Source organism: Blastococcus xanthinilyticus (genome assembly GCF_008124835.1).
GTDB lineage: Bacteria > Actinomycetota > Actinomycetes > Mycobacteriales > Geodermatophilaceae > Blastococcus > Blastococcus xanthinilyticus.
The window spans coordinates 161,759-188,715 of record NZ_VNHW01000008.1 but is presented as its reverse complement, the minus strand read 5'-3'; the positions used below and the strand labels follow the sequence as shown (position 1 = coordinate 188,715).

25 protein-coding genes and 1 other RNA gene are annotated in these 26,957 nt (G+C 74.3%); 6 read left to right on the top strand and 20 right to left on the bottom strand.

Going from position 1 to position 26,957, the window contains the following annotated elements; genetic code table 11:
- Nucleotides 1-16: 16 nt before the first annotated feature.
- The 3 genes from BD833_RS13850 to BD833_RS13840 all read right to left on the bottom strand — a co-directional run bounded on the left by BD833_RS13850 (nucleotide 17) and on the right by BD833_RS13840 (nucleotide 1,905).
- Entirely contained in the window at nucleotides 17-535 is a 519-nt protein-coding gene (locus BD833_RS13850) for a hypothetical protein (protein ID WP_166533712.1), read from the bottom strand.
- A 79-nt stretch (nucleotides 536-614) separates the two neighbouring features.
- Nucleotides 615-1,214 (bottom strand): hypothetical protein, encoded by a 600-nt coding sequence (locus tag BD833_RS13845; RefSeq protein WP_166533711.1) that lies wholly within the window; start codon nucleotides 1,212-1,214, stop codon nucleotides 615-617.
- Entirely contained in the window at nucleotides 1,207-1,905 is a 699-nt protein-coding gene (locus BD833_RS13840) for a PD-(D/E)XK nuclease family protein (RefSeq protein WP_166533710.1), read from the bottom strand. Before BD833_RS13840 ends, BD833_RS13845 begins: the two co-directional genes overlap by 8 nt.
- A gap of 162 nt (nucleotides 1,906-2,067) precedes the next feature.
- Between BD833_RS13840 and BD833_RS13835 the strand changes: the two genes are divergently transcribed.
- Complete coding sequence (locus BD833_RS13835) at nucleotides 2,068-2,550, top strand: hypothetical protein (RefSeq protein ID WP_166533709.1); 483 nt, start codon at nucleotides 2,068-2,070, stop codon at nucleotides 2,548-2,550.
- A 78-nt stretch (nucleotides 2,551-2,628) separates the two neighbouring features.
- The gene (locus BD833_RS13830) at nucleotides 2,629-3,261 is read left to right on the top strand and encodes a hypothetical protein (RefSeq protein ID WP_166533708.1); all 633 of its coding nucleotides are present in this window, start codon (nucleotides 2,629-2,631) and stop codon (nucleotides 3,259-3,261) included.
- A gap of 52 nt (nucleotides 3,262-3,313) precedes the next feature.
- Here BD833_RS13830 and BD833_RS13825 read toward each other — a convergent pair whose 3' ends face one another.
- From BD833_RS13825 to BD833_RS13770, 12 genes are all read right to left on the bottom strand, one after another.
- The gene (locus tag BD833_RS13825) at nucleotides 3,314-3,637 is read right to left on the bottom strand and encodes a hypothetical protein (protein ID WP_166533707.1); all 324 of its coding nucleotides are present in this window, start codon (nucleotides 3,635-3,637) and stop codon (nucleotides 3,314-3,316) included.
- A 729-nt stretch (nucleotides 3,638-4,366) separates the two neighbouring features.
- Nucleotides 4,367-4,742: a transfer-messenger RNA gene (ssrA, locus tag BD833_RS13820) on the bottom strand.
- Nucleotides 4,743-4,779: 37 nt separating this feature from the next.
- Nucleotides 4,780-6,552: an exodeoxyribonuclease V subunit alpha gene (gene recD, locus BD833_RS13815; protein WP_166533706.1), complete on the bottom strand. Its 1,773-nt coding sequence runs from the start codon at nucleotides 6,550-6,552 to the stop codon at nucleotides 4,780-4,782.
- Nucleotides 6,549-9,815: a UvrD-helicase domain-containing protein gene (locus tag BD833_RS13810; protein WP_208092654.1), complete on the bottom strand. Its 3,267-nt coding sequence runs from the start codon at nucleotides 9,813-9,815 to the stop codon at nucleotides 6,549-6,551. The genes recD and BD833_RS13810 overlap by 4 nt, the downstream gene beginning before the upstream one ends.
- A complete protein-coding gene (recC, locus tag BD833_RS13805; protein WP_166533704.1) occupies nucleotides 9,812-13,045 on the bottom strand; it encodes an exodeoxyribonuclease V subunit gamma in 3,234 nt (1,077 codons plus the stop codon). Before recC ends, BD833_RS13810 begins: the two co-directional genes overlap by 4 nt.
- 62 nt (nucleotides 13,046-13,107) lie before the next feature.
- Nucleotides 13,108-14,256, bottom strand: a complete 1,149-nt coding sequence (locus BD833_RS13800; RefSeq protein WP_208092653.1) for a magnesium and cobalt transport protein CorA — start codon at nucleotides 14,254-14,256, stop codon at nucleotides 13,108-13,110.
- 254 nt (nucleotides 14,257-14,510) lie between these two features.
- Nucleotides 14,511-15,068, bottom strand: coding sequence for a carboxymuconolactone decarboxylase family protein (locus BD833_RS13795; RefSeq protein WP_208092652.1), 558 nt, complete (start codon nucleotides 15,066-15,068; stop codon nucleotides 14,511-14,513).
- 7 nt (nucleotides 15,069-15,075) lie between these two features.
- Entirely contained in the window at nucleotides 15,076-15,954 is an 879-nt protein-coding gene (locus tag BD833_RS13790; protein ID WP_208092651.1) for an SCO6745 family protein, read from the bottom strand.
- A gap of 9 nt (nucleotides 15,955-15,963) precedes the next feature.
- The gene (locus BD833_RS13785; protein WP_243737656.1) at nucleotides 15,964-16,962 is read right to left on the bottom strand and encodes a GNAT family N-acetyltransferase; all 999 of its coding nucleotides are present in this window, start codon (nucleotides 16,960-16,962) and stop codon (nucleotides 15,964-15,966) included.
- Nucleotides 16,963-16,973: 11 nt separating this feature from the next.
- Entirely contained in the window at nucleotides 16,974-17,375 is a 402-nt protein-coding gene (locus BD833_RS13780) for a VOC family protein (RefSeq protein WP_166533702.1), read from the bottom strand.
- Nucleotides 17,372-17,764, bottom strand: a complete 393-nt coding sequence (locus BD833_RS13775; protein ID WP_208092650.1) for a VOC family protein — start codon at nucleotides 17,762-17,764, stop codon at nucleotides 17,372-17,374. Before BD833_RS13775 ends, BD833_RS13780 begins: the two co-directional genes overlap by 4 nt.
- Complete coding sequence (locus BD833_RS13770) at nucleotides 17,761-18,672, bottom strand: amidohydrolase family protein (RefSeq protein WP_166533701.1); 912 nt, start codon at nucleotides 18,670-18,672, stop codon at nucleotides 17,761-17,763. Before BD833_RS13770 ends, BD833_RS13775 begins: the two co-directional genes overlap by 4 nt.
- A 56-nt stretch (nucleotides 18,673-18,728) precedes the next feature.
- On the opposite strand from BD833_RS13770, the gene BD833_RS13765 reads away from it, so the two are divergent.
- The 3 genes from BD833_RS13765 (at nucleotide 18,729) to BD833_RS13755 (ending at nucleotide 21,873) form a co-directional block, all read left to right on the top strand.
- Nucleotides 18,729-19,535 (top strand): ArsR/SmtB family transcription factor, encoded by an 807-nt coding sequence (locus tag BD833_RS13765; protein WP_208092649.1) that lies wholly within the window; start codon nucleotides 18,729-18,731, stop codon nucleotides 19,533-19,535.
- A gap of 70 nt (nucleotides 19,536-19,605) precedes the next feature.
- Nucleotides 19,606-20,235 (top strand): TetR family transcriptional regulator, encoded by a 630-nt coding sequence (locus BD833_RS13760; protein ID WP_243737663.1) that lies wholly within the window; start codon nucleotides 19,606-19,608, stop codon nucleotides 20,233-20,235.
- Nucleotides 20,236-20,370: 135 nt separating this feature from the next.
- Entirely contained in the window at nucleotides 20,371-21,873 is a 1,503-nt protein-coding gene (locus BD833_RS13755; protein WP_166533700.1) for an MFS transporter, read from the top strand.
- A gap of 44 nt (nucleotides 21,874-21,917) precedes the next feature.
- Here the strand turns inward: BD833_RS13755 and BD833_RS13750 are convergent, their stop codons facing one another.
- The 5 genes from BD833_RS13750 to prfB all read right to left on the bottom strand — a co-directional run bounded on the left by BD833_RS13750 (nucleotide 21,918) and on the right by prfB (nucleotide 26,623).
- Entirely contained in the window at nucleotides 21,918-22,841 is a 924-nt protein-coding gene (locus BD833_RS13750; protein WP_166533699.1) for an NADP-dependent oxidoreductase, read from the bottom strand.
- A gap of 2 nt (nucleotides 22,842-22,843) precedes the next feature.
- Nucleotides 22,844-23,320, bottom strand: coding sequence for an SsrA-binding protein SmpB (gene smpB / locus BD833_RS13745; RefSeq protein WP_166533698.1), 477 nt, complete (start codon nucleotides 23,318-23,320; stop codon nucleotides 22,844-22,846).
- A gap of 359 nt (nucleotides 23,321-23,679) precedes the next feature.
- The gene (gene ftsX, locus BD833_RS13740) at nucleotides 23,680-24,564 is read right to left on the bottom strand and encodes a permease-like cell division protein FtsX (protein WP_166533697.1); all 885 of its coding nucleotides are present in this window, start codon (nucleotides 24,562-24,564) and stop codon (nucleotides 23,680-23,682) included.
- 60 nt (nucleotides 24,565-24,624) lie between these two features.
- The gene (gene ftsE / locus BD833_RS13735) at nucleotides 24,625-25,305 is read right to left on the bottom strand and encodes a cell division ATP-binding protein FtsE (protein ID WP_208092669.1); all 681 of its coding nucleotides are present in this window, start codon (nucleotides 25,303-25,305) and stop codon (nucleotides 24,625-24,627) included.
- A gap of 205 nt (nucleotides 25,306-25,510) precedes the next feature.
- Nucleotides 25,511-26,623: a peptide chain release factor 2 gene (gene prfB, locus BD833_RS13730; protein ID WP_166533695.1), complete on the bottom strand. Its 1,113-nt coding sequence runs from the start codon at nucleotides 26,621-26,623 to the stop codon at nucleotides 25,511-25,513.
- 46 nt (nucleotides 26,624-26,669) lie between these two features.
- On the opposite strand from prfB, the gene BD833_RS13725 reads away from it, so the two are divergent.
- Nucleotides 26,670-26,957 (top strand): DUF6343 family protein, encoded by a 288-nt coding sequence (locus BD833_RS13725; RefSeq protein WP_166533694.1) that lies wholly within the window; start codon nucleotides 26,670-26,672, stop codon nucleotides 26,955-26,957.

The following is a 26,957-nucleotide window of genomic DNA, read 5'->3' as shown; positions in this document are numbered from 1 at the left end:
CCCCAGGGAGACCGTGTCAGCGCCCGCCCCGGAGCAGCTCGGCTCGTCGCTGCAGTCGCGCAGGAGCGGCGAACCCGGCGACGAGCAGGGCCGCCCAGAAGGCTGCGGCGAGCCACCACCAGGGCGACTGCGTGACGGCCAGGAGGACGGCTCCGAGCAGCAGGACGCCTCCGGCGACGCGGGCCGGGGTGCGGGTTCCGCGGAGCACGAGCAGCCGGTCCTCCGCGACGCGCAAGGCGGCCTCGCGCGTCGCGTCGTCCTCCGGGACGGGGCCGCGCCGGGCCGCCCGCTCCACCACGGCGAGGTCGTCGTCCGGCAGCGGGCCGCCGGCGGCCATCGAGTCCTGGAGCTGGTTCGCGGTGAGGAAGCCCAGCACCGGGCCGCAGATCACCGCGGTTCCGAGCCCCATGAGAACCGCCGCCGGCCAGCTCCGGTCGCCGATCAGCGCGAACGCCAGGACGACGAAGGGGGCGATCACCGCCGTCATGACGCAGGCGAGCTTCCACCCCGGGGCACGCAGCATCCACGCGTTCACCCCCGCAGCCTGCGATGTCGCACGGCTCAGCACCCGCGTCGTCACCCGGTCGGCTGACGGAGCCGGCTCGGCCGGGCCCTCAGAGCGCGGCGCCGCTCCCTGGACGGGCATGCAGCGCGTCCAGAACGGGTGCCGCGGCGTCCCACAGCTCGCGGAATGCGGCTCCGAGGTCCGCGACGAGCGAGTGCGGGTCCAGCGGCACGCCCGCCGGGGGGTGCACGTAGCGCCAGAACGGGAAGGTCCGGGACGACGAGCCCGCCAGTTGGGCTCGCACGGGCTTCATGGCCTCGCTCAGCTGCCGGCGGCGTTCCTCGTCGGCCGCGTCGGCGGGCAGGCGCACGGCGACGTACGGCCACTCGTTCGATCCCGGGGTGAGCAGGCGGGCGCGCTCCCACTGGATGACGACGCTGACGTCCGCGATCCCGTCGTGGGTCCAGGTCGCCCGGCGCAGTCCCGCTCTGGGCCAGGAACCGGAGTCCAGGTCGTTGGTCTCGAACTCGGCGTCGAAGTCCTCGGCCAGCTCTTCGACCTGGCCAGCGACACCCATGAGGTGCTTTTCCAGCAGCTGGCGGCCCTCCGCGCGCAGGCCGGCCCAGGTCTCGATGTCGGGGCGGTGGCCCAGGTAGAACCACGCCTTCGCGTCGGCGTCCTCCCGCGAGGGGACGATGGGGTCAGACACGGTGGTAGGCCTCCAGGGTGGCGATGTAGTCGTGGACGCCGGGGGCCGCCCCGGGCATCGAGGTGGCGGCCGCGCGGGCGATGTCGGCGACCTGCGCCCAGGTCAGTGCTCGCCACTGGCCGCGGCTGTCCTCGGCGGTGGTCTGCAGCTGGGGGCCGCGGGTGAGGAAGACGAAGCAGGGCGCGGGCTCGTTCCGCCAGTGCGCGTGGAGGCGGTCGAGCTGGCGGTCCTGCTCGACCGCGAAGGTCTTGGCCTCCACCACGATCGTCCAGTCACCGCCGTAGACGACGAGGTCGGCGCGGGTCTCGTCGCGCTGCCCCTCCAGCACCACCCGCACGCCGACCTCCAAGCCGGAACCGGCGATCCCGAGGTGGCCGAGCAGCCCGCCGAGCACCGTCGGGCCGAGGCCGTGGTGGCCGTCGGTGCGCAGCAGCCAGGCCAGGCCCGCGGTCATGGCGAGTTCCCGGTACTGCTGATCGAGGGCAGCGAGCAGTGTTCGCGGCCCGCCTCGCCAGTGGCCGGCCCGTACGAGCTCCCGTTGGCCGGCCCGCATCTGCTCCAGGCGGTTCACCCACCTCGTGACAGCTTCGGCGTCGTGCGCGCGCTCGTGCTCGGCAAGGGTCCGCCACGCCGAGGTCAACGTCTCGAGCCGCGACTCCCACCCGTGCACGGCCTCGGTCTCGGCTCGCACTGTGGTCCTCTCGACTCGGTTCGCAGCACCCTGTGCAGGTTCGCCCTGTAGTACCTCGGCGGAAGCCACGAGGTGTTGAGCCCAGCCGGAGGAGAGCAGCTGACGGCAGGATGGCCACGTGCGCACCCGGGTCCCCACCGACGAACGGCATGGTGAGCGGCGATGACGGAGCTCGCGGAGGAAGCTCCCCAGCTCATGCGTGCCCTGCGACAGGCGGTCGAGGAGCTGTGCTCCGGCCGCACGGACGTGGTCGTCGAGCACGAGGCCGTCGACGAGCCGGGAAGCTACGGCTGGAACACGATCTTGTCGCCCGCGGGTCGGGGCTCTCAGGTCTGGTTCTGGTTCGACGGCTTCGACGAGGACCTCATGCTCCTCATCGAGGACGAGTACTACTTCGAGTGGCTCTGGGACGCCCTCGCGGACGAGGCCTCCGTCGTGGCCGATGTCCTCGGGATCTGCTCCGCGGTGCTCGCCGGGAACCTCCGCGTCCGGCGCAGGCGCCTGCACCGGCACCTCGACCTTTGGACTTCCGACAGCCGCCGCTGGACCGGGCGAGGACACGGACAGCTCCTCCCGTGGACGCGCCCGCGGCACGCTGCGCGGGACGGCCGGCTGCCGGGATACGGGCCGGCCGCGGGCACGTGACTCAGGAGCGGGCGCTCGCCACAGCGGCGGCGTCTCGGCTCGGCGTGCCGGCCCCGGCGATGCCCGTACCGTCGCGCCGTGGCTGACGAGGACTTCACTCCATGGACTCCGGAAGGCGCGGCGCGGCTACGGGCGGCTGCGGCCGAGTTGACGGCCGCCATCACCGCGCACGCGGAGGCCGTGACGGCGGTGTCGAAGGACGCCGACATCACCGAGGTCTTCGCGGCCACTGACCGCCTGCTCCCCGCGGTGCTGGCGTACGCCGACGCGCAGTTCGACTACACCGGCAACGGCTTTCCGTTCGGCGTGTTGCACCAGTTCGCCGAGCAGGACGACGAGGACGAGCCCGCCGACGAACCGGAGCCCGCGACCGGCATCTCCGTGCTGCAGCGGCACGACTATCGGGTCACCGACGTGGCCGCCGTGCTGTCCGCGGGGCGTCGTGCCTACCTGGACGTATGGCCGGAAGACGACGAGGCCGCTGCGGCCGTGGACGTGACGCACCTGGGACGTGCGCTGTACCAGATCGCGCACGCCGGCGGCTGGCACCGTCTCGATGAGGTGGAAGGTCTACGGGCGACCGGCGGGGCGGTCGTCGTGGTGGCCCAGCAGGAGATACTCGGATCCGATCCGGACGAGTGGCCGGAGGAGCTCTTCGAGGGCGACGGCGGCGAGTTCCTGTGCAAGCAGGAGGACGTCTTCCCCGCCTAGTTCGACGAGGCGACGGCCGCCAGGCACGCGACCGGCGGCGATCGCCCTCGACTCAGCTGGCTACCTCCAGCAGCAGGCGAGCCAGCTGCCGCAGCCGCCCGTGGTACTCGCTCTCGTGCTGATCGTCGAGGAGCGGCAGGACGACATCGAGGTCACGAGCGAGGTCTCGAAACAGGGAGAGCCTGCCCCGGTCGAGCGGACCGCTGCCGTGGAGCCACGTGTCGACACAGCCGGTGACGTCGGCGTCGAGGATGACCATGTCGACGCCGGCAAGTTCTTCACCACGCAGTCGAGCGGGGAAGGGATCACGCAGGTGGTGCTCCCACAGCTGGGACACCAGCGCTCGAGGGTCATCCGAGCCGAGGGCAGCAGTCACGTCGCGATAGTGCCCCACGCCGGCCGCCGCGCTGGCCGGTGCGGCACCATGAACGTCGGAGGGATTCGGGGTCCATGCCGGCGTGGTCCCGCCGGTACCGTCCGGGCCCGGACGGACCTGTGTCCGCAGGGTGCTGCCGTGGCTCCACCGACCGGGCCACAACGACCCGATGGGCTCACAGCGCTCGACCGTCAGCTGCCGGGAGGGTCCGATTCTCGGGTGGAACGGACGCTGATGATGCGGCGAGCAGCACGGCGCTCCGCGAACCGTTGCCCCAGGGTCCCACCGAACGGGTCCTCAAAGAGGCGTGACAAGACCTCTCGCAACCCGTGGGGCCGCGGCCTCGGGACGAGAGTGGCCTGGGCCCAGTCGCGCGCGGCCTTCGCGATTGCTGGGTCGGGGTGGCTCGCGCCGCGCCGCGCCGCGCGGAGGACGGCTCGGCGCTCCGACCAGGACAGCCCCTCCCACGCGCGCTGCCGGTACCTGGGCACGACGGGAAAGCCGTCGTCTTCGTACACGGGCCTGCGCCGTGAGTTCGACTGCTCCCCTCCCTCGTCCACAACCGCATGGTGCCCTGCATGGGTATTCCAGCACCGGCATCTCCGGCCGGGCCCCCGAAGGTGTCCGTGTAGCCACCGTTCATTCGTGACCCCGGAACCCGCTGCGCCAAGGGCCACGAACGCACGCAGGGCCCGGTCAGCTGACCGGGCCCTGCGTGATCGTGCTCAGGGGTGGAGGTGGCGGGAATCGAACCCGCGTCCTTCGACGTATGGCCAGGGCTTCTCCGAGCGCAGTCTGCTATCGCCTCTACTCGGCCCCATCGATCACGCAGACATGTTCGATGTGACGGGCCCAGTCGCTGTTTGATGTCCCCTCCGCACCCGCGACCGGTACGGACGGTGAGTCATCTAGCTGATGCCAGGATCCGGGCCGATGACGAACCCGGGCTGACAGACTCGCCTAGCTGCGATTAGGCAGCGAGAGCGAAGTCGCCGCGCTTAGCGTCGGCATTTGTGGTTTGCGACGGGTGGTTAACGAGATCATCGTCGCCTTCCTCGGCTCGCTTCCCCTGGTCAAGCGACCGAAGTCGAGACCAATCACCCCCTGTGTAGTTGTGCAGACAGCCTAACGGCATCCGGCGTTCACGTGTTCCCGGCGCTCCCCCGGCGGGGCGTGGAGCCGCGCCGCAGGCCGCTGGCCCGCACCACCTGCCGGCCGACCGCGGCCCGCACCGCGTCCGCCGAGCCCACGATCCGGACGCTGCGGCTGGCGCGGGTCACCGCCGTGTACAGCAGCTCCCGGGTGAGCAGCGGCGAGCCCGCCGGCGGCAGCAGCACGGCCACCTCCTCGAACTGGCTGCCCTGGCTGCGGTGCACGGTGAGCGCGTGCGCCGGGCTGACGGCCGAGAGCCGGGACAGCGGCACCAGGTCCGGGCCGGTGCCGCGCAGGAACGCGGCCCGGGGGCCGTCGGGCGTCGCGACGACCACCCCGGTGTCGCCGTTCCACAGCTCGTTCTCGTAGTCGTTCGCGGTGACCAGCAGCGGCAGCCCCGGCGGCCACTCGCCGGGGGCGGCGCCGCTCAGCCGGCCGATCCGGTCGTTCCAGGCCGAGACGCCGTACGGCCCGTGCCGGTGGGCGCAGAGCAGCCGGTGCCGGCCCAGCAGCGCCAGGCACCGCCCGGCGTCGCCCTGCTCGGCGGCCGCGCGCAGCTCCGCCGCCCCGCTGCGGATCCGCTCCTCCAGGGCCGCGGGGTCGGGCTCCAGGACGAGCGCCTCCCCGTCGGCCAGCAGCTCGAGGACGCGGTCGGCGTCGCCGGCCCGCACCGCCTCCGCCAGGCCGGCGATCCCGGGGCCGTAGCGCTGCGAGACCCGCAGCCGCACGACGCCGTTGCGCAGCTGCCGGCGGCCCTCCTCGTCGAGGTCGGCGCCGTCGTCGGCGGCCTCGGCCGGGACTCCGGCCCCGGCGCCCGACGGCGCCGGCCGGTGCACCAGGTCGCTGAGGACGGCGCCGGCGTCGACCGGGGTCAGCTGGTCGGGGTCACCGACCAGCACCAGCCGCGTGGTCGGCCGCAGCGCCTCCAGCAGCCGCGCCATCATCGTCAGCGAGACCATCGACGACTCGTCCACGACCACCACGTCGAAGGGCAGCCGGTTCCCGGCGTCGTGCCGGAAGCGGCTCCGGCTGTCCGGCCGCCAGCCGAGCAGCCGGTGCAGCGTCGAGGCGGTCAGGTCCAGCGGCAGTCCCACGGCGGCCGCCTGCTCCAGCACCGACTCCTGCAGCCGGGCCGCGGCCTTGCCGGTGGGCGCGGCCAGCGCGATCCGCGGCCGCGGGCCGGGCTGGTCGAGCAGCAGCCGGAGCAGCCGGGCGACCGTGTGCGTCTTCCCCGTGCCCGGGCCGCCGGTGACGACGCTGACCCACCGGCCGGCGGCCACGGCCGCCGCCAGCCGCTGCAGGTCCGGGGCGTCGCCGGGGAACAGCGTGGCCAGCCCGGCGAGGTCGGCCGGCGGCGCGGGCCGGGCGGCCCGCTCGTCGAGCTCCCGGCGCACCAGCTGCTCCTGCTGCCAGTAGCGGTCCAGGTAGAGCAGCCCGTCGACCAGGCGCAGCGGCCGCCACGGGGCGTCCGCCCCGACGGCGACCACCGGGCTGTCGTGCAGCGCCGTCCAGTCCCGTGGCCAGGCCAGCTCGACCGGCGGCGCCTCCTCGTCGGGCACCACCGAGTCCGCGACGGTGGCCAGCTCCACGCAGACCGAGCCGGCCCGCACCCCGCGCACGGCCAGGGCGGCGGCCAGCAGCACACTCTCGCGCTGCTCCCCGCCGAGCCGGGCCAGCCGCAGCGCGACGTGCACGTCGGCGGCGACCAGGATCCCGGCCTCGGCGAAGTCGCGCAGCAGGCCGTCGGCCCGCACCGGGATCACGGCCGCCCCGCCAGCAGGTCGGAGAGCTCGGGCACGAGCCCGGGCGGTGGCGTCCAGGAGAAGACCCCGGCGCCGGCGGGGGTCTCCGGCCCGGCCATGCCCCGCACGAACAGGTAGAGCACCGGCCCGAGGTGCCGGTCGGGGTGGTAGCCGGGCAGCCGCCAGCGCAGGTAGCGGTGCAGGGCGACGCAGTAGAGCAGCGCCTGCAGCACGTAGTGGGTGCGGCGCATCTCCTCGGCCATCGCCTCCGGCCGGTAGTCCCAGGTGCTCAGCGGCTCGGTGCCGAGCCGGTTGGTCTTGTAGTCGACGACGGCGAACACCGGCCCGGGCAGTCGCAGCACCGCGTCGATGCTGCCGGTCAGGAACCCGCGCAGCGCCTGCGGCTCGAGACCGGCCAGCAGCTCCGGGTAGCCGGCCAGGGAGCCGAGGTCGTACCGCCGCAGCAGGTCGACGACGTCGGCCAGCGTGGCGTGCGGCACCGCGGCGTCGCCGCCGGCCAGCGGCAGCTCGAAGTCCAGCTCCGCCAGCCGGTCGGACGCCGCGACGTCGGCCAGCGTCCGGCCGAGGTCGCCCAGCGGGGTGCGGAGCACCGGCCGCAGCCCGTCGGCCAGCGCCGACGCGGTCACGCCGGGGACGAGGTGGCGGGCGACCCCGTCGGCGCAGCGCTCGTCGAGCGCGGCCGGGTCGAGGTCCTCCAGCACGTCGTGCACCAGGGTGCCGAAGGTCGCTCCGCCGGGGAGCTCGCTCAGTGGCGAGGGCAGCGCACCGGCGGGCACCGCCTCGGGCACGGGCTCCGCGGCCGGTCCGGTCGCGTCGCGCTCGTCGTCGGTGGCGCCGGCCTCCGGCTCGCTGGCCAGGTGCTGGTGCGCCGCCTCGTGGGCGCCGCGGGTCAGGGCGCTGTAGGAGGTGCGCCGCCAGTCGTCGTCGAGCACCCGGGTGAAGACGCTGACCGACAGCTCGGGCACGGCGGGGCTCGGCGGCTGCCACCGGGGCACCGGACGCCGGACCACCTCGGCCACCTCGATCGCGCCGTCGGACCGCGCCGCCAGCGCGTCGAGGGCGGCGGCGACGTCGTCGTCCCCGGGGAGCGGCACCCGGGCGGCCGGCTCCGCGCCGGCACCGGCGCCGCCGAACAGCAGCCGGTGCAGCGGCGCAGCGGCGGTGTTGCCGCTGGGCGCCCAGTGCGCGACCACCTGGCAGCGCGCCCGCGTCAGCGCGACGTACAGCAGGCGGAGGTCCTCACCGGACTCCTCCGCCTCGTGCCGGGCGCGGGCCCGGGCGTAACCGGCGCCGCCGGAACCGCCGACGTCGAGCACCCGCCGCCCCTGGTCGTCGTGCAGCCGGAGCACCTGCGGGGTGTCGGGTACCCACCGGTCCCAGGCGAAGGGCACGTACACGACGGGGAACTCCAGGCCCTTGCTGACGTGCACGGTCATGACCTGGACGGCGGCGGCGTCGGACTCCAGCCGCCGGCTGCGCTCGTCGGTGCCCTCGACCGACGCCTGGCTGATCCGCCGGCGCAGCCACTCCACCAGCGCGGTGAGGCCGAGGGACTCCCGCTGCGCCGCCGCGTGCAGCACCTGGCCGATGTGCCGCAGGTCGGTCAGCACCCGCTCGCCGTCGGGCTGCGCGAGCACCCGCCCGGGCAGCCCCTCCTCGGCGGTGAGGACCTCCAGGAAGGCCGCCACCCCGCGCTCGGCGAGCAGGTCCGACCACCGGCGCAGCCGCGGGCCCAGCCGGTCGGCCAGCTCGTCGCCGGACGCGTCGAGGGCCTGCTCGTCGTGCCCGAGGAAGACCGAGAGCGCCGCGGAGCGAACCCGGCCGGCCCGGTGCGGCTGCTCCATCGCCTCCAGCAGCCGCAGCCACGACCCGGCGCTCGGCGTGCCGAAGACGCTGCCGCCGCCGGCGAAGACGGCGGGGACGCCCGCCCGGGCGAGGGTCTCGCGCACCAGGTGCCCCTGGGCGTTGGTGCGCACCAGCACCGCGACGTCGCCGGGCTCCACCGGGCGCCCCTCGTACCGCGCGGGGCCGGACAGCAGGTCGACGACGTCGGCGGCGACGTCGCAGGCGACGGCGTCGCGCAGGGCGTCGACCTTCGGCACGCCCCGGAACACCGGACCGTGGCCGGTGCGCAGCAGCCGGCGCAGCCGCAGCGGCGCCCCCGCCGCGTCCAGGCGCGGGTGCGGGTGGGCCGCGCCGACCGGGCGCACGACGATCCGCTCGTGGCCGAGCGCGGCGCCGCCGAACACCCGGTCCAGAGCGCCGAGGAGCCGTGCGTCGCTGCGCCAGTTGGTGCCCAGCGTCGCCTCGGTGGTCGCCTCCGCGGCCGCCGCCAGGTAGGTGGTGACGTCGCCGCCCCGGAAGGCGTAGATGGCCTGCTTGGGGTCGCCGATCAGCACCAGCGTGGTGCGCCCGTGGAAGGCGCGGTCGAGGATCTCCCACTGCACCGGGTCGGTGTCCTGGAACTCGTCGACCATGACCACCCGGTACCGGGCGGCCACCCGCTCGCAGGCCACGGCTCCGCCGGCCGGGTCGGCCAGGGCGTCGCGGAGCAGCGAGAGCCAGTCGTCGTAGTCGACCAGGCCGACCCGCCGCTTCCGCCGCTCCACCTCGCGCCGGACCGCCTCGGCGGCGCGCCGGCGCCGCCCGGGGACGCCGTCGTCCGCCGCCGGCCAGAGCTCCGCCTGCCGGTCGCTGCCCACCGCCCGCCGGCCGAGCTCCAGCAGCTCCGCGTGGCTGAGGAACGGCGGGTCCGCCGCGCCGGCGAAGGTGCGCAGGTAGAGGTCGTCGACGACCTCCCGCACCAGGTCGTCGATGTCCTCGACGAAGGCGGCGGTGGGGTCGGCGTCGGCGGCCATGCCCAGCCCGGCGAGCATCTGGGAGCAGAACGAGTGGGTGGTGGCGATCGTCGCCTCGTCGAAGCCGGCGAGCGCCCGCGCCAGCCGCCCGCGCCGGCGGGTGACCTCCTCGTCGGGCACGTCGGCGAGCAGCCGCAGCACGGGGTCGTTCCGGTCGCCACGGGCCGCGGCCGGGTCGCGCAGCCCGCGCTCGGCGGAGACCAGCCGCTCGCGGACCCGGTCGCGCAGCTCCCGGGAGGCGGCGTTGCCGAAGGTGACGAGCATGATCTCGGACAGCTCGGCCGCGCCCTCGGCCACGTACCGGGCGGTGAGCGCGGCGATGGTGAAGGTCTTGCCGGTGCCGGCGCTGGCCTCCAGGACGGTGGTGCCCGTCGGCAGCGCGCCGCCGAGGTCGAAGGTGCTCACGACAGCTGCTCCCCGTTGCGGATCGGCGCCCACAGCCGGCAGGCGAGCACGCCGAAGCGGGTGGTCTCACCGGGGAACCGCTCCCCGTCCGCGGGCGCGGCCTCGACCAGCCCGTCGAACGCCGGCCGGGATCCCCAGAGGTGTTGGTGCGAGCGGTCCTCCCGCTCGCCGCCCGGGTCGCGGTTCCACTCCCGGCGCGCGGCGTCGAGGGCCTGCTCCGGGGAGTTGCCGGACAGCCGAGCGCCGGCGTAGGCCCAGGAGGTCTTGACCGGCAGCGGGAGCGGCTCGCACAGGCCGCGGTCGTAGAGGTCGAGCAGGTCGGCGAGGACCGCCGCCGGGTCGGCGGGCGCGGTGATCGTGGAGGTGCGGGCCCGGTCCCGCGCGCGGCCGACGGTGACCGCCCGGCCGCTCCCCTCGGCGGCCGCCAGCGCCAGCGCCAGCACCCACGCCCGCGCCCGGTGCTTGGCCGACAGGCTGGAGTAGGTGACGGTGACGACCGCGCCGTCCCGCACGCCGTTGACCGTGCCGGACAGCTCCCGGCCGCCGATGTCGAGGCGCACGTCGACGGTGCGCGGGGTGGGGGTGACCAGCGGCCGGCCGGCGCTGACCAGCGCGTCGACCCGGCCGCCCACCCGCAGCAGAACCTGCTCCCCCAGGCCGCGGGGCGGGAGGGTGCCGCGCAGCCACTCCGCCCGCCGCGCCTCCTCGGGCGACGTGCCGCGCAGCCCGGCGGCCAGCAGCCGCTCGCCGACCGCCCACTCCTGCAGCCCGTCCAGGCCGGCGGAGAGGGCGTCGTCGACCTCGTCGTCCTCACCGGGCAGCGTGATCCGCAGCCGCTGGCGCAGGTAGCCCTTGACCGGGTGCTCGACGAACGCGACGAGGTCGTCGAGGGCGACCGGTCCGGTGCGCGGCGGCAGCGGCCCGCGGACGGCGGTGGGGCGGCGCGGCTGCACGGCCCGGCGCGCGCCGGCCAGGCCCACCGGGTCGAAGCTGGGCGGCGGCGAGCCGGTGAACGAGCGGACGTCGTAGGGCTGCAGCGGGTGCCGGGTGACGGCGTCGGTCCGGGCGCCGGGGACCATCGCGTCGAGCACGTCCAGCAGCTCGCCGAGCGGGACGGCCGGCGGCCGGGCGGCGCCGCTGACCGGGTCCGCGCCGGTGTAGAGCACGACCACCCGCTCGCCGGCGGCCATCAGCGCGTCGAGCAGGAGCTGGCGGTCCTCGCTGCGGACGTCGCGCTCCCCCACGCACGGCTCGCGGGCCAGCACGTCGTCGCCGTCCATCCCCGCGGTCCGGGGGAAGACCCCGTCGTCCAGGCCGAGCAGCACCACCACCCGGTGCGGCACCGACCGCATCGGCACCAGGGTGCAGACGGTGAGGTTGCCGGTGCGGAAGTTCGCGCGGGTCGGGCGCCCCGCCAGCCGGTCGGCCAGCATCGCGCGCACATCGGAGAGCCGGACCGGCACCGCGCCGCCCTCCCCCGCCTCGGCGAGCTCGCGCCGGGCCTGCGCCAGCTGCCACGCATCGGCGGGGTCGGTCTCGGTGAGCGCGTCGAGGGCGGCGGCCAGGGTGTCGACCCAGTGCCCGACCGGGTGCTCCCCGCGCAGCCCGTCGAGCACGTCGGCGAGCCGGTCGAGGAGCTCGGCGAGCCGGCCGGTCAGGTCGATGTCGCTGCCGTCGACGTCGTCCAGCGGCAGCGCCCGGTCCAGCCACACCGGCTCGTCCTCCGACGTGGTCACGCCCAGCAGCACCCGGTCCAGCCCGGCCTGCCAGGTGTTCTGCACGACGTGCTCCAGCCCGTAGGGCTGCCGGGTGCCCGGGTCGATCCCCCAGCGCACCCCGGCCTGGGCCACCCAGCCGCGCACGCGTTCGAGCTCCTCGTCGGTGAACCCGAACCGGCGGCGCACGCCCGGGGTGGCGGCGAGGTCGAGCACCTGGCTGGCGGTCACCCGCCCCTGGGCGAGCTCGAGCAGCGCCGCGACCGTGTCCAGCAGCGGATTGGTGGCCCGGAGGCTGCGGTCGGCCAGCCGCACGCGCAGCGCGCCGCCGGGGTGCGGCAGCCCGGGCCCGAACCCGAAGGCCGCCGAGACCAGCGGCGCGAACGTCTCGACGTCCGGGCACATGACCAGCACGTCCCGCGGCTCCAGCGTCGGGTCGTCCTCGAACAGGCGCAGCAGGAGCTCGCGCAGCACCTCCACCTGGCGGGCCGGGCCGTGGCAGGCGTGCACCTGGAGGGTGTCGTCGAGCGCGGTGGGGCCGGGCGGCACGTCGTCCCGCAGGTCCGACTGCAGCCGGCCCAGCAGCGTCGGCGGGCGGGCGGCGTCCTCGGCGTGGGAGTCCTCGTGCGCCGGCAGCCGCAGCTGGAGCTCGCGGGCGTCCCGGGCGAGGCTGCGCAGCAGCGGGTGCCGGGCGAGGGTGGCGGTCGCGTCGTCGCGCCGCCGGCCGGCCGTGCGGCCCGCCAGCTCCCGCCACAGGACGGGGCTCGGGTGCGGCAGCCAGAGGTGGACGTCGCGCTGCGCGGCGAGGGCGTCGAGGACCGCCAGCGCGTCGGCGTGCAGCCGGGTCGGGCCGAAGACACTGATCCGCCCGGGCAGCGCCGAGAGCGCCGGATCGGCGCGCAGCGCCGCGCAGTCGGCCTCCAGCCGCTCCGCGGGGCTCGGCCCGAGGCGGGCGCGCAGCCGCCGCCACAGCTCCGCCTGCCACCGCAGGTCGGCCGGCAGGGCGCCCAGCCCGTCGGTGTCCCGGCCCGCCGCCCAGTCCCGCAGCATCTGCGGCCGGTGCGCGCCGTAGGACCGGAACAGCCCGGCCAGCCGCGCGGCGGCGGCCCACCGGCGGCCGCGGCGGGAGTCGTCGGCGCCGGCGCCCAGGTGCCGGGCGAGCACCGCGCACCACGGCTCCCCGAGGCAGGCGTCGATCACCTCGAGCAGCGGCCAGACCGGGTCCGACCACGGGTCCGACGACGGGCCATTGCGCGGCTCGGACCCGCGGGCGGCGGCCAGCGCCTCGCCGACCACCCGGCCGGTCGGCGGGAAGGCCACACCCGAGCAGATGCCGTCGCCGGCCGGACCGGCGCCCAGCGCCGCCGACAGGCGCTGGGCCAGCCAGCGCTCCACGCCCTTCGCGGGCACCGCGACGACCTCGGTGGCGAACGGGTCGGGCAGCGGCGTCGCCAGCAGGTCGGCCAGGCCGTCCGCGAGGCGCGCCGTCCGTTCGGCGCGGTGGACGTGCAGCACCCGGCCTGTCTACCCGAGCCCGGGGACAGAACCGCGCAGGGCGTGGCCGCGCCCGACCCCGGTCAGATCCAGTCGCGCCGCTTGAACACCAGGTAGAGCGTCAGGCTGACGCCGGCCATGAGCAGCAGCGCGAACGGGTAGCCCCACACCTCGTCGAGCTCGGGCATGTGGTCGAAGTTCATGCCGTACACCCCGCCCACGAGGCTGGGCGCGAACAGGATGGCCGCCCAGGCGGAGATCTTCTTGACCTCCTCGCCCTGGGCGATGCTGGTCTCGGTGAGCTCGCGGATCTCCTCGTTCTGCCGCTGCGCCACCAGCGTCGCGTTCACGGTGAGGATGTCGCGCAGCTGGAGCCGGAAGCCCTCCACCCGCTCGTTGACCTGGATGACGTGGTCGGCGACGTCGCGCAGGTAGCTGCGCAGCTCCTCGTCCACCCCGTACTTGTCGAACCCGGCGGTGATGGCGGCCAGGATGCCGGTGAGCGGCTGGGCGGCGCGCTGGAACTCGAGCACCTCCTGGGAGAGCTCGTAGATGCGCCGGGAGACGCCCGGGTCACCGCCGAACACCTGCGTCTCGATCTCGTCGATGTCGTTGGCCAGCCCGTCGAGCACCGGCCGGTACCCGTCGACGACGGCGTCCAGCGTCGCGTACAGCACCGCCTCGCTACCCTTGGCCAGCAGCGCCGGGTCGCTCTCCAGCCGGCGCCGCACCCGCGAGAGGTCGGGTGACTCGCTGTGCCGGACGGTGATCGCGAAGTCCGGACCCAGGAACAGGTGCAGCTCGCCGAACTCCACCTCCTCGGCGGCGTCCAGGTACCGCGCCGCCTTGAGGACGACGAACAGCGTGCTGCCGTACCGCTCGAACTTGGGGCGCTGGTGGGCCTTGATCGCGTCCTCGACCGCGAGCTCGGGCAGGTCGAACAGCTCGGCCACCGACCCCAGGTCACCGGGTTCGGGCCGGTAGAGCCCCATCCAGGCCAGCCGCTCCTCGCCTGCGGCCAGCTCCTCGCGGCTCTCGGCCGCGGTGTCCGGCGTCGCGATGCGGCGGCCCTCGGAGTAGACCGCGTTGTCCACGATCCGCGACTCCGCGTCCGGGGCCGGCGGCAGCGCGGCGGACGCCGTGGCGCCGCTCGGCGGCGGCACGGGCTCCAGCCGGGGGCGGCGGGTGAGCGTGGTGAGGGCGGTCAGCGGCGCGAGACGGCGCTCGGTCATGACGGGCTCCCGGGGCGAGAGAGGACGGCGGTGGGCACCGGAGCGGTCCTCCCCCGCGGCCTCCCTGACGCGCCCCACCGCGAGGCGGCGGGGGCAGGGACGGGCGTCAGCGGGCGGGGAGGACCTCGGGATGGGGACTGGGAGGCTCGCTGCGCACGACGTCCTCCTCCCGGTTCTGGCCGCCCCGTGACGCGGCCGTCGTCCATCGTCCCACGTCGCGGCCCGGTACCGGCGCGGTGCTCCGCGGCCTCCCCCTATCCGGCGACCTCGCCGGCAGGCGGCGGGATCTCGAGCGCGACGAGGAACCGCGACACCATGGCGTAGCCCGCCACGGTCGCCGTCAGCTCCACGACCTGCCGGTCGTCCAGGTGCTCGCGCACCGCGGCGAACACGGCCTCGGGAACGGCCACCGCGCGCGTGGACGCGTCGGTGAACGCCAGGACGGCGGACTGCACCGGGGACCACAGATCGCCGGTCGCGTCCGGCCGGCGCAGCAGCTCCAGCTGGGCGTCGGAGAGACCGGCGCGCCGGCCGATCGGCTCGTGGGCCGCCCACTCGAAGGCGGCGTCGTTGAGCACCGCCACCCGCAGGACCACCAGCTCCCGCAGGTCGCCGGACAGGGTCGAGGAGCGCAGCGCGCCGAGCAGGCTGTTCCAGCCCTCGGCGACCGGGGGGCTGTGCAGCAGGAGCAGGTCCAGGGTGCTGAGCTGCCCGCCGCGCCGGGCCCGCATGCGCTCGGCGATCTCCCCGTCCCCGGCGGCGGGGGGCAGGCGGGGCGCGTCGTCGCCGGTTCCGTCGAGAGCGTCGGTCATCACGCGATCAGCGCCCGAAGATCCCTTGGCCGAACGCGCCGTTCGCGGTGATCCGGCGGGACAGCCCCTTGCCCAGCTCGACCACCCGCGCGGTCCGCTCCGCGCCGAGGGACAACCAGGGGTCGGCGGCCAGCGCGTCGGTCTGCATCTCGATGCGGGCGCGCAGCTCCGCGCCCTCCTCGGTCAGGCCGGCGTCGTCGAGCAGGCCCCGGTCGGCCAGCGCGGCGCAGGCGGCTTCCCACTGCTCGTCCTTCCAGCCGCGGGTGGCCTTGGCCGCCGCGACCGTGAACCCGCGGCCGGTGGCGCAGTGGGTGATCAGCGCCTCCAGCCCGGTGAGGCCGGCGTGCACGAGGACGGCGACGTGCCCGTCGCCGCGGTGCTCGCGCAGCAGCGAGGCGCCGTGCCACAGCGCGAGCAGCGGCTCGTCGGGCCAGGGCAGGTCGGCATGCCCGGCGAAGAGCGGGCGCCCCTCCGCGCTGAGCCCGTCGCACGCCTCGCGCAGCAGGCCGGCCAGCTCGGCGACCTCCGGGGAGCCGGCCGCCTCCTCGCCCAGCAGCCGGGTGAGCGAGGCGCGGGCCGCGTCGAGGCGGGCGGCGATCACCTGCTCGGGCGCGGCGAGGGTCCAGGCGCGCGGGATCATGTGGGCGACGAGCGACGGCGAGAAGTTGTAGAACGTCGCCGTCACCACGCCCGCCCCGACCGCGCCCATGGGCGCCGCGCGGCCGGCGAAGTAGACCATCCGCCCCGGCTTCAGACCCAGCGCGCCGAGGTGCTCGTCCTGCTCGGGGGCGAAGTACAGCTGCGAGTGCAGCGGGTCGACCGCGCGGTGGGCGCGGCCGACGAGGGCGGGGTCGAACACGGGCTCGGGCTGATCGGCACTGGCCATGGCCGCACCCTAGCCAGCCGCTCCCTCCGCGCGCTCCAGCGACCACGCGACCCTGGTGCGCACGGTCTCGAAGCCGAGCCGCTCGTACAGCCGCAGGGCCCCGGTGACGTTGTCGCTGTCGACGTCGAGGGCGGCGGTGCGGCAGTGGGCGCCGGCGGCCCGCTGCAGCGCCAGGCCGATCATGGCCGCCGCGAGGCCGCGACCGCGGACGGCCGGCAGCACGCCGATCTGGCCGAGCACGACCTCGCGGTAGCCCCGGGCCCGGGTGTCGGCCTCGTAGACGTACGCGAGGACGTACCCGGCGACGGCGCCGTCGGCGAGCGCGAGCACGGAGAGGTCGGGGCGGAAGGCGCGGCTGCCGGTGAACAGCCGCTGCCAGGACGCGGCGTCGCGCTCGGCGGACCCGTGGTGCTCGGTGAAGGCGGTGTTGTGCGCGCGCCGCACCTCGTCGTCCCGGTCCCAGGTGAAGGCCGCGAGCTGCGCCCCCGTCAAGGGCGGCGTCGGGGGCAGCTCCCCCAGGGGCCGCTCCATCGAGCGGTACCAGCGCTCGGCCGTCAGGCCGCGCCGCCGGACCAGCCGCTCCAGGGCCGGCTGGGTGCCGAGCACGCCGACCACCAGCCGGGCCGGGGCGCCGGGGTGCCGTTCGGCGGGCAGCTCCGCGCCGCGCGCCAGCTGCCAGTCCAGGAGCGCCGCCCCGATGCCCCGTCCCCGCCGGTCGGGGTGCACCCGGCCGTCGAGGACGATCCGGAACGCCTCCCGGAAGCTCGCGGCGGCCGACACCACCGCGTACCCGGCGAGCGCACCGTCGGCGCCGTGGACGGCGATGCCGTCGCGGCCGGGGTCGACCTCCCAGCCGGTCCACTCGTCGGCGACGTCGTCGGCATCGGGGAACTCCCCGGTGTCGTCCAGCGGCTCGGCCGTCACCAGCAGGCCGGCCACGGCCGGGGCGTCGGCTGCGCGCAGGGGGCGGGCGGTGCAGCCGTCGGGCAGCGCGGGGAGATCGGGCACGAGGACGCAGGTTAGGGGTGCGCCGCCGCGCCCTCCACCGGGTTTTCCCGCACCCATAGGCAGAACGGGTGCCCGGCCGGGTCGAGGCAGACCCGCACGTCGTCCTGCGGCTGGAACTCCGCCACCCGCGCACCCGCGGCCACCGCCACGCGGACCGCCGCGGCCAGGTCGTCCACCTCGATGTCGAGGTGCAGCTGCATCCGCGGGTCCCCGTCGCCGGCCGGCCAGACCGGGGGCACGTGGTCGGGCTCGTGCTGGAAGGAGAGACCGGCGCCGCCGTCGGCCGGGCGGAGGGTCACCCACTCCGGCTCGTCCGAGCCCAGCGGCCAGCCGAGCAGCCGCTGGTAGAACAGCGCCAGGCCCTTCGGGTCGGGGCTGTCGAGGACGGTCCCGGTGAGCGCGAAACGGGTCACCCGTCCTCCGTCCCGTGCGGCACGAACAGGCAGAAGGGGTGGCCGTCGGGGTCGGCGAAGATGCGCACCGTCTCGTGCGGGTCGTCGTAGCCGCCGATCTGCTCGGCGCCCGCAGCCAGCGCGAGCGCCGTCGCGGCGGCCAGGTCGTCCACCTCGAAGTCGAGGTGCTGCTGCATCTGCTGGGTGCCCGGCTGCGGCGGCCACACCGGCCGGACGTGGTCGGCCTCGAGCTGGAAGGACAGCCCCGGCCCGTCCCCCGGCCGCAGCGTCGCCCACTCCGGGGTGTCGTCGCGGAGCGGCCAGCCCAGCAACCGCTGGTAGAAGCGCGCCAGGCCACCGGGGTCGGGGGTGCCGAGGACGGGCGCGACGAGGCGGATGGTCGGGGTCACGCCGCGATCCTGAACAACCGCGCCCCGTTGCGCCAGAGCACCGAGCGCAACCACTCCTCGCCCAGGTCCAGCCGGTGCAGCGCCTGCAGCTGGTGGGCGTAGGGGTACGGGATCGAGGGGAAGTCGCTGCCGAGCACGATCTTGTCGCGCAGCGCGGCCAGCCGCGGGCGATCGGCCGGGTCGAACGGCATCAGCCGCTCGGTGAAGTCGGTGGCGAACATCGTGGTGTCCAGGTGCACCCGCTCGTACCGGTCGGCGAGGTCGAGGAACTCCCGGTACTCGGGCATGCCGAGGTGGGCGATGACCAGCTGCAGCCGGGGATGGCGCTCCAGCAGCCCGGCCATCGGTGCCGGGCCGGTGTGCTCGCCGCGCAGCGGGCCGGAGCCGCAGTGGATGACCACCGGGGTGCCGGTCTCCTCCAGCCGCGCCCACACCGGGTCCAGCAGCGGGTGCCTCGGGTCGAAGCCGCCCACCTGCACGTGCACCTTGAACACCCGTGCGCCACGGTCGAGCGCCTCGGCCACGTAGGCCGGCGCCTCGGGCTCGGGGAAGAACGTCGCCGACTGCAGCACCCGGGGCCGGCCGTCGGCGAACCCGGCCGACCAGTCGTTGAGCCAGGCTGCCATCCCCGGCTTGTGCGGGTAGGGCAGCGTGGGAAAGGCCCGCACGCCCAGCCGCTCGAGGACGGCGAGCCGCTCGTCCTCCGGCAGCGCGTAGGCGACCGGCCAGTCGGCCCCGTAATGCGTGCCGGCCGCCTCGAAGTACTGCCACACCTTCGCCTGCACCCGCTCGGGCAGGAAGTGCACGTGCACGTCGACGAGCCCGGGGAGGCCGAGCTCCCGCCAGTACCGCGGCACGTCGTCGTCGTCCGCCGGCGGCTGCACCGGCGGCGCTCCTCGGCTTCCCATGCCGGGACCGTAGCCGCGGGCATTGACATGCAGGCAAATGCCTGCATGATTGGACCGTGACCGATGACCTGGCCCCGGTCTTCAAGGCCCTGGCCGATCCCACCCGCCGCCAGCTGCTCGACCGGCTGCACGAGCGGAACGGTCAGACGCTCGGCGAGCTCTGCGCCTCGCTGTCGATGGCCCGGCAGTCGGCGTCCCAGCACCTCGCCGTCCTGGAAGGGGCCAACCTGATCAGCACGAGCCGGCACGGCAGGGAGAAGGTGCACCACCTCAACCCCGTTCCGCTGCACGAGGTGCAGGAGCGGTGGATCGACAAGTTCGAACGCCCGAGACTGCGCGCCCTCAGCGCGATCCGGCACTTCGCAGAGGAGCAGGCGATGTCCCAGCCCACCTACGTCTACGTCACCTACATCAGGGCCACCCCGGAGCAGGTCTGGCACGCGCTGACCGACGCCGACCTGACCGCCCGCTACTGGGGCCACCGCAACGAGTCGGACTGGCAGGCGGGGTCGACCTGGCGGCACGTGCGCACCGACGGCTCGGGCGTCTCCGACGTGACGGGCACGGTCGTCGAGACCGTCCCCCCTGAGCGGCTGGTGATCACCTTCGCCGGCGCGGAGGACCAGGGGGAGGAGCCGTCGCAGGTCACGTTCACCATCGAGCCGCACCAGGACATCGTCCGGCTCACCGTGCGGCACGAGGGCCTGCCCACGCCTGCGGACCACGCCGCGATCTCGGCCGGCTGGCCGGCGGTCCTGGCGAACCTGAAGTCGCTGCTGGAGACCGGCGAGGTCCTCCCCCAGGCGCCGTGGGAGATGCACGCCGAGCTGCGGGAGGCGCAGATGTCGACGGAACGTTCCTGAACGGTCGCGAAAAGTTGTCCGAGTAAGAACTTGTACTGAGTTCAGGTTTCGCTCTACGGTATGTCCCGTGATGAGACCCGGGAAGGCGGCGCACGCCGACCGCTGCCCCGTGTCCGCCGTCATGGGGCTCCGGGAACGCAAGAAGCTCGAGGCCTGGCGCACCATCCGCTCCGCCGCGCTCGGGCTGATCTCCGAGCGCGGGTTCGACGCCGTCAGCGTCGAGGACATCGCCGCCGAGGCCGGTGTCTCCCGCACCACGTTCTTCAGCTACTTCTCCAGCAAGGAAGCAGTCGTCTACGACCTCGATCCCGAGGAGGTCCGGCAGTGGCGTGCGCTGCTGGACGACCCCCGGGACGGCCAGCCCCTGTGGGCGGCGATCACCGAGGTCGCACTCGGGCTGGCGCAGCTGCTCTCCGAGCGGCTGCCCCTCCAGAAGCGGCTGTTCGAGCAGTCCCCCGAGCTGTGCCGTTCGGCCCGGGGTACCTGTGACAGCTTCGAGCCCGACCTGAAGCTGTGGCTCGCCGCCCGGGTTCCCGACGGCGACGAGCTGAGGACCGCGCTGGTCTTCAACACCGCCCTGGCCGCCTTCACCACGGCGATCGAGGCCTGGGATCCCGACGACCCGTTCGAGACGTTCCTGGAGAGCGTGCGCGACTGCCTGCGCTGGGCCGGCGCAGGACTCGCCCGCACCGGGAGCTGATCCCCTCTCCCCCCGGCCGGCGCCGACCGCCGTCCCGACCTCCCCTTTCCGTGATCCGGCACCGCCGCCGGTCGCGCGACCCGTCACGCCCTTATCCCTCTCCGCTGCGCGCTGCGCAGGAAGGACGGCTTCGCCATGCCCACGTCCACCACCGTCCCGCCGGGGACCGACCTCCCCGACCCGGGGACGCCGCAGGTCACCGACGCCCCCGATCCCCGACGATGGCTGGCGCTCGCGGTCATCGCAGTGGCCCAGCTGATGATCGTCCTCGACGTCTCCATCGTGAACATCGCCATCCCCGATGCCGGGGCCGACCTCGGCATCAGCCCAGCGAACATCCAGTGGGTCGTGACCGCCTACACCCTGAGCTTCGGCGGGTTGCTCCTGCTCGGCGGCCGGGTGGCCGACTTCATGGGCCGCAAGCGCGCCTTCCTGATCGGCCTGCTCGGCTTCGCGGCCGCCTCCGGCCTCGGCGGGCTCGCCCCCAACCAGGAGCTGCTCTTCGCGGCGCGCGCCCTGCAGGGCGGGTTCGCCGCGCTGCTCGCCCCCGCGGCGCTCTCCCTGCTGGCGGTCACGTTCACCGAGTCCAAGGAGCGGGCCCGCGCGTTCGCCGTCTTCGGGGCCGTCTCCGGTGGTGGCGCGGCGATCGGGCTGCTGCTCGGCGGCGTGCTCACCGAGTACGCCTCGTGGCGCTGGACGCTCGGTGTCAACGTGCCGATCTCGATCGCCACGGCGCTGCTCGCCGTCGTCCTGGTCCGGGAGAGCCGCGCGTCGGGCGACCGGCACTTCGACATCCCCGGCGTGCTGCTCTCCACGACCGGGCTGGTCAGCCTGGTCTACGGCTTCAGCAAGGCCGCCGAGGAGGGCGTCGGCTGGGCCGACCCGGTGACCCTGACCCTGCTCGGCGCCGCCGCCGTCCTGCTCGTGTCGTTCGTCCTCTACGAGCGCCGGGCCGCGCACCCGCTGCTCCCCCTGCGGGTGGTGCTCGACCGCAACCGCGGCGGCTCCTACGCCGTCTTCCTGCTCGTGGGGGCGGGGCTGTTCGCGATGTTCCTGTTCCTGACGTTCTACTTTCAGGAGACCCTCGGCTACACCCCGCTGGAGTCCGGGTTCGCGTTCCTGCCGTTCAGCGGGGGCATCATCATCGGCGCGGGGGTGGTCTCGCAGCTGCTGCCCCGCATCGGCCCGCGGCCGCTGATCGTCGTCGGGCTCGCCCTGAGCGTGGTCGGGATGCTCTGGCTGACCCGGATCGGCGAGACCAGCGCCTTCGTCACCACGGTGCTGCCCGCGGAGATCGCCCTCAGCTTCGGCATGGCGATGGTGTTCGTGCCGACGTCCAGCACCGCGCTGCTGGGGGTGGAGGAGCACGACGCCGGCGTCGCCTCGGCGATCCTGAACACCGCCCAGCAGGTCGGCGGATCGCTCGGCCTGGCGCTGCTGAACACCTTCTTCGCCTCGGCGGTCGCCGACCGGCTGGTGGCCGACCCGGCGGCGGGCCCTGCTGCGGCGCTCGTGCACGGCTACCACGTCGCGTTCGTGTGGGCCGCGGTCTTCCTCGCCCTCGCGCTGGTGATAGGCGCGGCGATGATCCGGGCCCGCCGGGACGAGCTGCCGAGCGAACTGGTGCTGGCGGCCTGACGTCGCGGGCCGGACGCCGATGTGGCGTCCGGCCCGCACACGCGTCAGCCGACGGTGACGACGACCTTGCCGCGCACGTGCCCGCCGGCCACCAGCTCGTGCGCCTCGCCGGTCCGCTCCAGCGGAAACGCCTTGGCGACGGCGACCCGCAGCTGGCCGGCGTCGGCCATGCGGGCGAGCTCCTCCAGGTCGTGCCGCTCCGGACGGACGAACACGTAGCGCCCGCCCATCGCATTCACCGACGGGTCGACGACGCTGACGATGCGGCTGGTGTCGCGCACCTGCTCCGGGGCGTCGGCCAGCGCGTCGCCGCCGTTGAGGTCGAGCACCGCGTCGACCTTCTCGGACAGCTGCGCGCTGATCGGCCCGGCCGAGTAGTCGAGCACCTCCGCGCAGCCGGCGTCGGTGAGGAAGCCGTGGTTGCGCGGGCTGGCGGTGCCGATGACGGTGGCGCCCAGGGCGACGGCGATCTGGACGGCGAAGAACCCGACCCCGCCCGCGGCCCGGTGCACCAGCACCCGGTCGCCCTCGCCGACGTCGAGGGCCTCGGTCAGCGCCTGGTAGGCGGTCAGCCCCGCGAGCGGGAGTGCGCCGGCCTCGGTGAACGACAGCGACTCCGGCTTGTGCGCGATGCACCGCTGCGGGGCGGGCACGAGCTCGGCCGCCGTCCCCCATTGGACGTCGTCGCGCCGCAGGTAGCCGAACACCTCGTCACCCGGGGCGAAGTCGACGATCGCGGGGCCGACCGCCTCGACCACGCCGGCGAGGTCCCAGCCGGGCACGATCGGGAAGCGGTGCGGGAAGAACGCGGAGAGCCCGCCCTCGCGGATGCCGATGTCGACCGGGTTGACCCCGGCGGCACGGGTGCGCACCAGCACGGTGTCCGGGCCGACCGGCGGCTCGGGCAGGTCGTCGCGCAACTGCAGGACCTCCACGCCACCGAACCGGTCGTAGGCGATCCCGCGCATGCTCAGCGACGTCCCTTCACGTACCGCCCGAAGGCCTTCTGGATCTCCCGGCGTGAGTCGCGCTCGGCGAGGTCGTGCCGCTTGTCGTAGGCCTTCTTGCCCTTCGCCAGCGCGAGCGTGGCCTTGACCTTGCCGTCCTTGAAGTACAGGTCCAGCGGGACGAGCGTCAGCCCGCCCTCCTTGGTCTTGCCCAGCAGCTTGTCGATCTCGCTGCGGTGCATGAGCACCTTCCGCTTGCGGCGGGGGGCGTGGTTGGTCCAGGTGCCCTGCACGTACTCGGGGATGTGCACGTGCTGCAGCCACACCTCGCCGTCGTCGATCGAGGCGAACCCGTCGACGAGCGAGGCACGGCCGGCCCGGAGGCTCTTCACCTCCGTGCCGGTGAGCACCAGGCCCACCTCGTAGGTGTCGAGGATCGAGTAGTCGTGCCGCGCCTTCTTGTTCTGGGCGATGAACTTGCGCCCTTGCTCCCGCGGCATGGAAAAAGGATCTCACGGCTCCGGCGGAGGCCGCCCCGCGAGGCGGCCCGAGGAGTGGGGGCCGGAGGCCTCCACGACGGGGGCCGGGATGGGCTCAGCGCCCGTCGGGGATGGCTCCTGGTCGCGGTCGTCGTCCGGAGGACGGCGGTGTCACAGCCGCGGTGTCGGACCCGGCGCGGGGCCCGGAGGGTCCCCGGCGGGTTCGACGGTGGGGCTCCACACCCCCGGGGGACGGCACCTGGCCGTGCCAGGGTCGGGCCCGAGTGGGCCCCGGCGGGGTCCGCGAAGGGTGCGACGGCAGGGCTCAGCACCCGTCGGGGACGGCACCTGGCCGCGGTGTCGTCCGGAGGACGACAGTGTCAGAGCCGCACGTACAACCGCAGGGTCACGTAGGCGGCGATGCCGGCGAGGGCGACGCCGACACCGGAGACGATCACGCTGTTCCAGATGATCGCGTCCCACTCGACCTGCGGGATGATCCCGGCCCGGATCGGCCCGGCCAGGGTGCGGTCGATGAAGAGCACCTTGGTGAGGATCAGGCCACCCGCAGCGAGCAGGCCACCGATGAGCCCGGCGATCGCGGCCTCGAGGATGAACGGCAGCTGGGTGTACCAGCGCGAGGCGCCGACCAGCCGCATGATGTTCGTTTCGTTGCGCCGGTTGAAGGCGGCCAGCTGGATCGTGTTGGAGATCAGCAGCAGGGCCGCGAGCGCCTGGACGACGGCGACGGCGATCGTCGCGTTGCGGGCCCCGTTGAGCAGGCTGAACAGCCGGTCGAGGAACTCGCCCTCGTCCCGCACCTGGTCGACGCCGTTCTCCCCGTTGGGGAACTCCGCGGCGATGACCTCGTAGCGCTCGGGGTTCACCAGCTCCACGCGGAAGCTCTCCGGGAGGGCGTCGGCCGGCGTGTTCTCGACCAGCTCGGGCTGCTGGCTGAACTGCTGCCGGAACCGCTCGTAGGCCTCCGCCTGCGACTCGTAGACGAACGAGGCGACCTCGGTGGAGGACTCCAGCTCCTGCTGGATGGCCGCCCGCTGCTCCTCGGTGACCTCGGGGGCCAGGAAGATGGAGACCTGCACCTTGTCGTAGTAGATCTCCTTCATCTCGGAGATCATCCCGGCGATGAGCAGGCCGGTGCCCATGAGGCCCAGCGAGATGGCCGTGGTCAGGATCATCGCGACCGTCATGGTGAGGTTGCGACGCAGCCCGGTGGCCACCTCGGAGAGCACGAAATTGACGCGCATGGATTCCCTGTCGTGGAGTGCGTGCGGACGCGGTCGGCGGTGTCGGTACGGGGGTCGCTGCTAGCGGCCCACGCCGTAGACACCACGCGACTGGTCGCGGGTCAGGACTCCCCCGTTGAGCTCGATGACGCGGCGGCGCATGGAGTCGACGATGTGGTAGTCGTGCGTCGCCATGATCACCGTGGTGCCGGTCCGGTTGATCCGCTCGAGCAGCAGCATGATGCCCTCGCTGGTCTCCGGGTCGAGGTTTCCGGTCGGCTCGTCGGCCAGCAGCACCAGCGGCCGATTGACGAACGCCCGGGCGATCGCGACCCGCTGCTGCTCACCACCGGAGAGCTCACCGGGCAGCCGGTTGGCCTTGCCCTCCAGGCCGACCATCTCCAGCACCTCGGGGACGACCCGCTTGATCGTCCGGTGCGGCTTGTTGATGACCTCGAGCGCGAAGGCGACGTTCTGGGCGACCGTGCGGTTGCGCAGCAGCCGGAAGTCCTGGAAGACGCAGCCCATGGTGCGGCGCAGCTTCGGCACCTGCCACTTGCTCATGGTGCCCAGCGGCTTGCCGTTGACCGTGACGGTGCCGGAGGTGGGGTCGTCCTCCTTCAGCAGCAGCCGCAGGAAGGTCGACTTGCCCGAGCCCGACGAGCCGATGAGGAAGACGAACTCGCCCTTGTCGATCTCCGTCGAGACGTCGTCCAGAGCCGGCCGGCCGCTCGCCGGGTACAGCTTCGTGACGTGTTGCATTTCGATCACGAGGCGCCACGGTACTAGTCCCGGGCCCCGGTCAGGCCCGTTCGCCACGGAACGCTCCGGACTCGTTCTCGCACTGCGTCACCGCGGCGGGGCAACGACCAGGTCACCCGGTCACGGACGGTTGCGTCCGGCTCCGGAACGCACCGACTGTGAATTGCCTGGCATCTCCCGGTCGACGCCGGCGGGCGGGCGCCGCTCAGCCGGCGTCGACGGTCTCCTGCTGCCGGCGCCACCGGATGCCGGCCTCGATGAAGCCGTCGATGTCCCCGTCGAGGACCGACGCGGTGTTGCCGGTCTCCTGCTCGGTGCGCAGGTCCTTCACCATCTGGTACGGGTGCAGGACGTAGGAACGCATCTGGTTGCCCCAGCTGCTGCCCTCGCCCTTCAGCGCGTCCATCTCCGCCTTCTGCTCCTGCTGGCGGACGACGAGCAGCCGCGCCTGGAGCACCCGCAGCGCCGCCGCGCGGTTCTGGATCTGGCTCTTCTCGTTCTGGCAGGACACCACGATGCCGGTCGGGATGTGCGTCATCCGGACGGCGGAGTCGGTGGTGTTGACGCTCTGGCCGCCGGGACCCGAGGAGCGGAAGACGTCGACCCGGATCTCGTTCTCCGGGATGTCCACGTGGTCGGTCTGCTCCACCACGGGCAGCACCTCGACCCCGGCGAAGGAGGTCTGCCGGCGGCCCTGGTTGTCGAACGGGGAGATCCGCACCAGCCGGTGGGTGCCCTGCTCCACCGAGAGGGTGCCGTAGGCGTAGGGCGCCTTCACCGCGAACGTGGCCGACTTGATGCCGGCCTCCTCCGCGTAGCTGACGTCGTACACCTCCGTCGGGTACTTGTGCCGCTCGGCCCAGCGCAGGTACATCCGCATGAGCATCTCGGCGAAGTCGGCGGCGTCCACGCCGCCGGCCTCCGAGCGGATGGTGACCAGCGCCTCGCGGGAGTCGTAGTCCCCCGAGAGCAGGGTGCGCACCTCGAGCTCGTCGATCGCCTGGCGCAGGCTCTCCAGCTCGCGCTCGGTCTCCGCGGTGGTCGCCGCGTCGTTCTCCTCGGCGGCCATCTCGTGCAGCAGACCCACGTCCTCCAGCCGCGCGCGCAGCTCCTCGACCCGGCGGAGGTCGCCCTGCATGTAGGAGAGCTTGGAGGTGAGCGCCTGCGCGGCCTCGACGTCGTCCCAGAGGTCGGGGGCGGCGGCCTGCTGCTCGAGCTCGACTACCTCCCGTCGGAGGCGGTCGACGTCGAGGACGGCCTCGATCGACGTCAGGGTCGTGTCGAGTTCGTCCAGGACGACGGAGAAGTCAGCGGCCACGTCGACCCAGGGTAGTGGGCTCGGGGCGCGGGTAGGCACGGATGCCATGACCGACCCGAATCGCCCACGCTCCCGCGAGGACTACGCGCGTGGCCTCCCCGACCACCACGACCCCACCGCCGGCCTCGGCGGCGCGGCGCCGGCGCGGTCGGCCCTGACCCTCCGGCTGGTCCTCGCCGCCTTCGGGGCGGTGGTCTGCGTGCTGGGCGGGCTGGGCTGGCTGGGCACCGACCTGCCCACCTGGCCGGCCGTCGTCCTGTTCGTCTTCGGCGCGATCGCCGTGGTCGACCTCGTGGTCATCGCGCGCCGCAAGGCCCGCGGCGAGCCGGGCTGA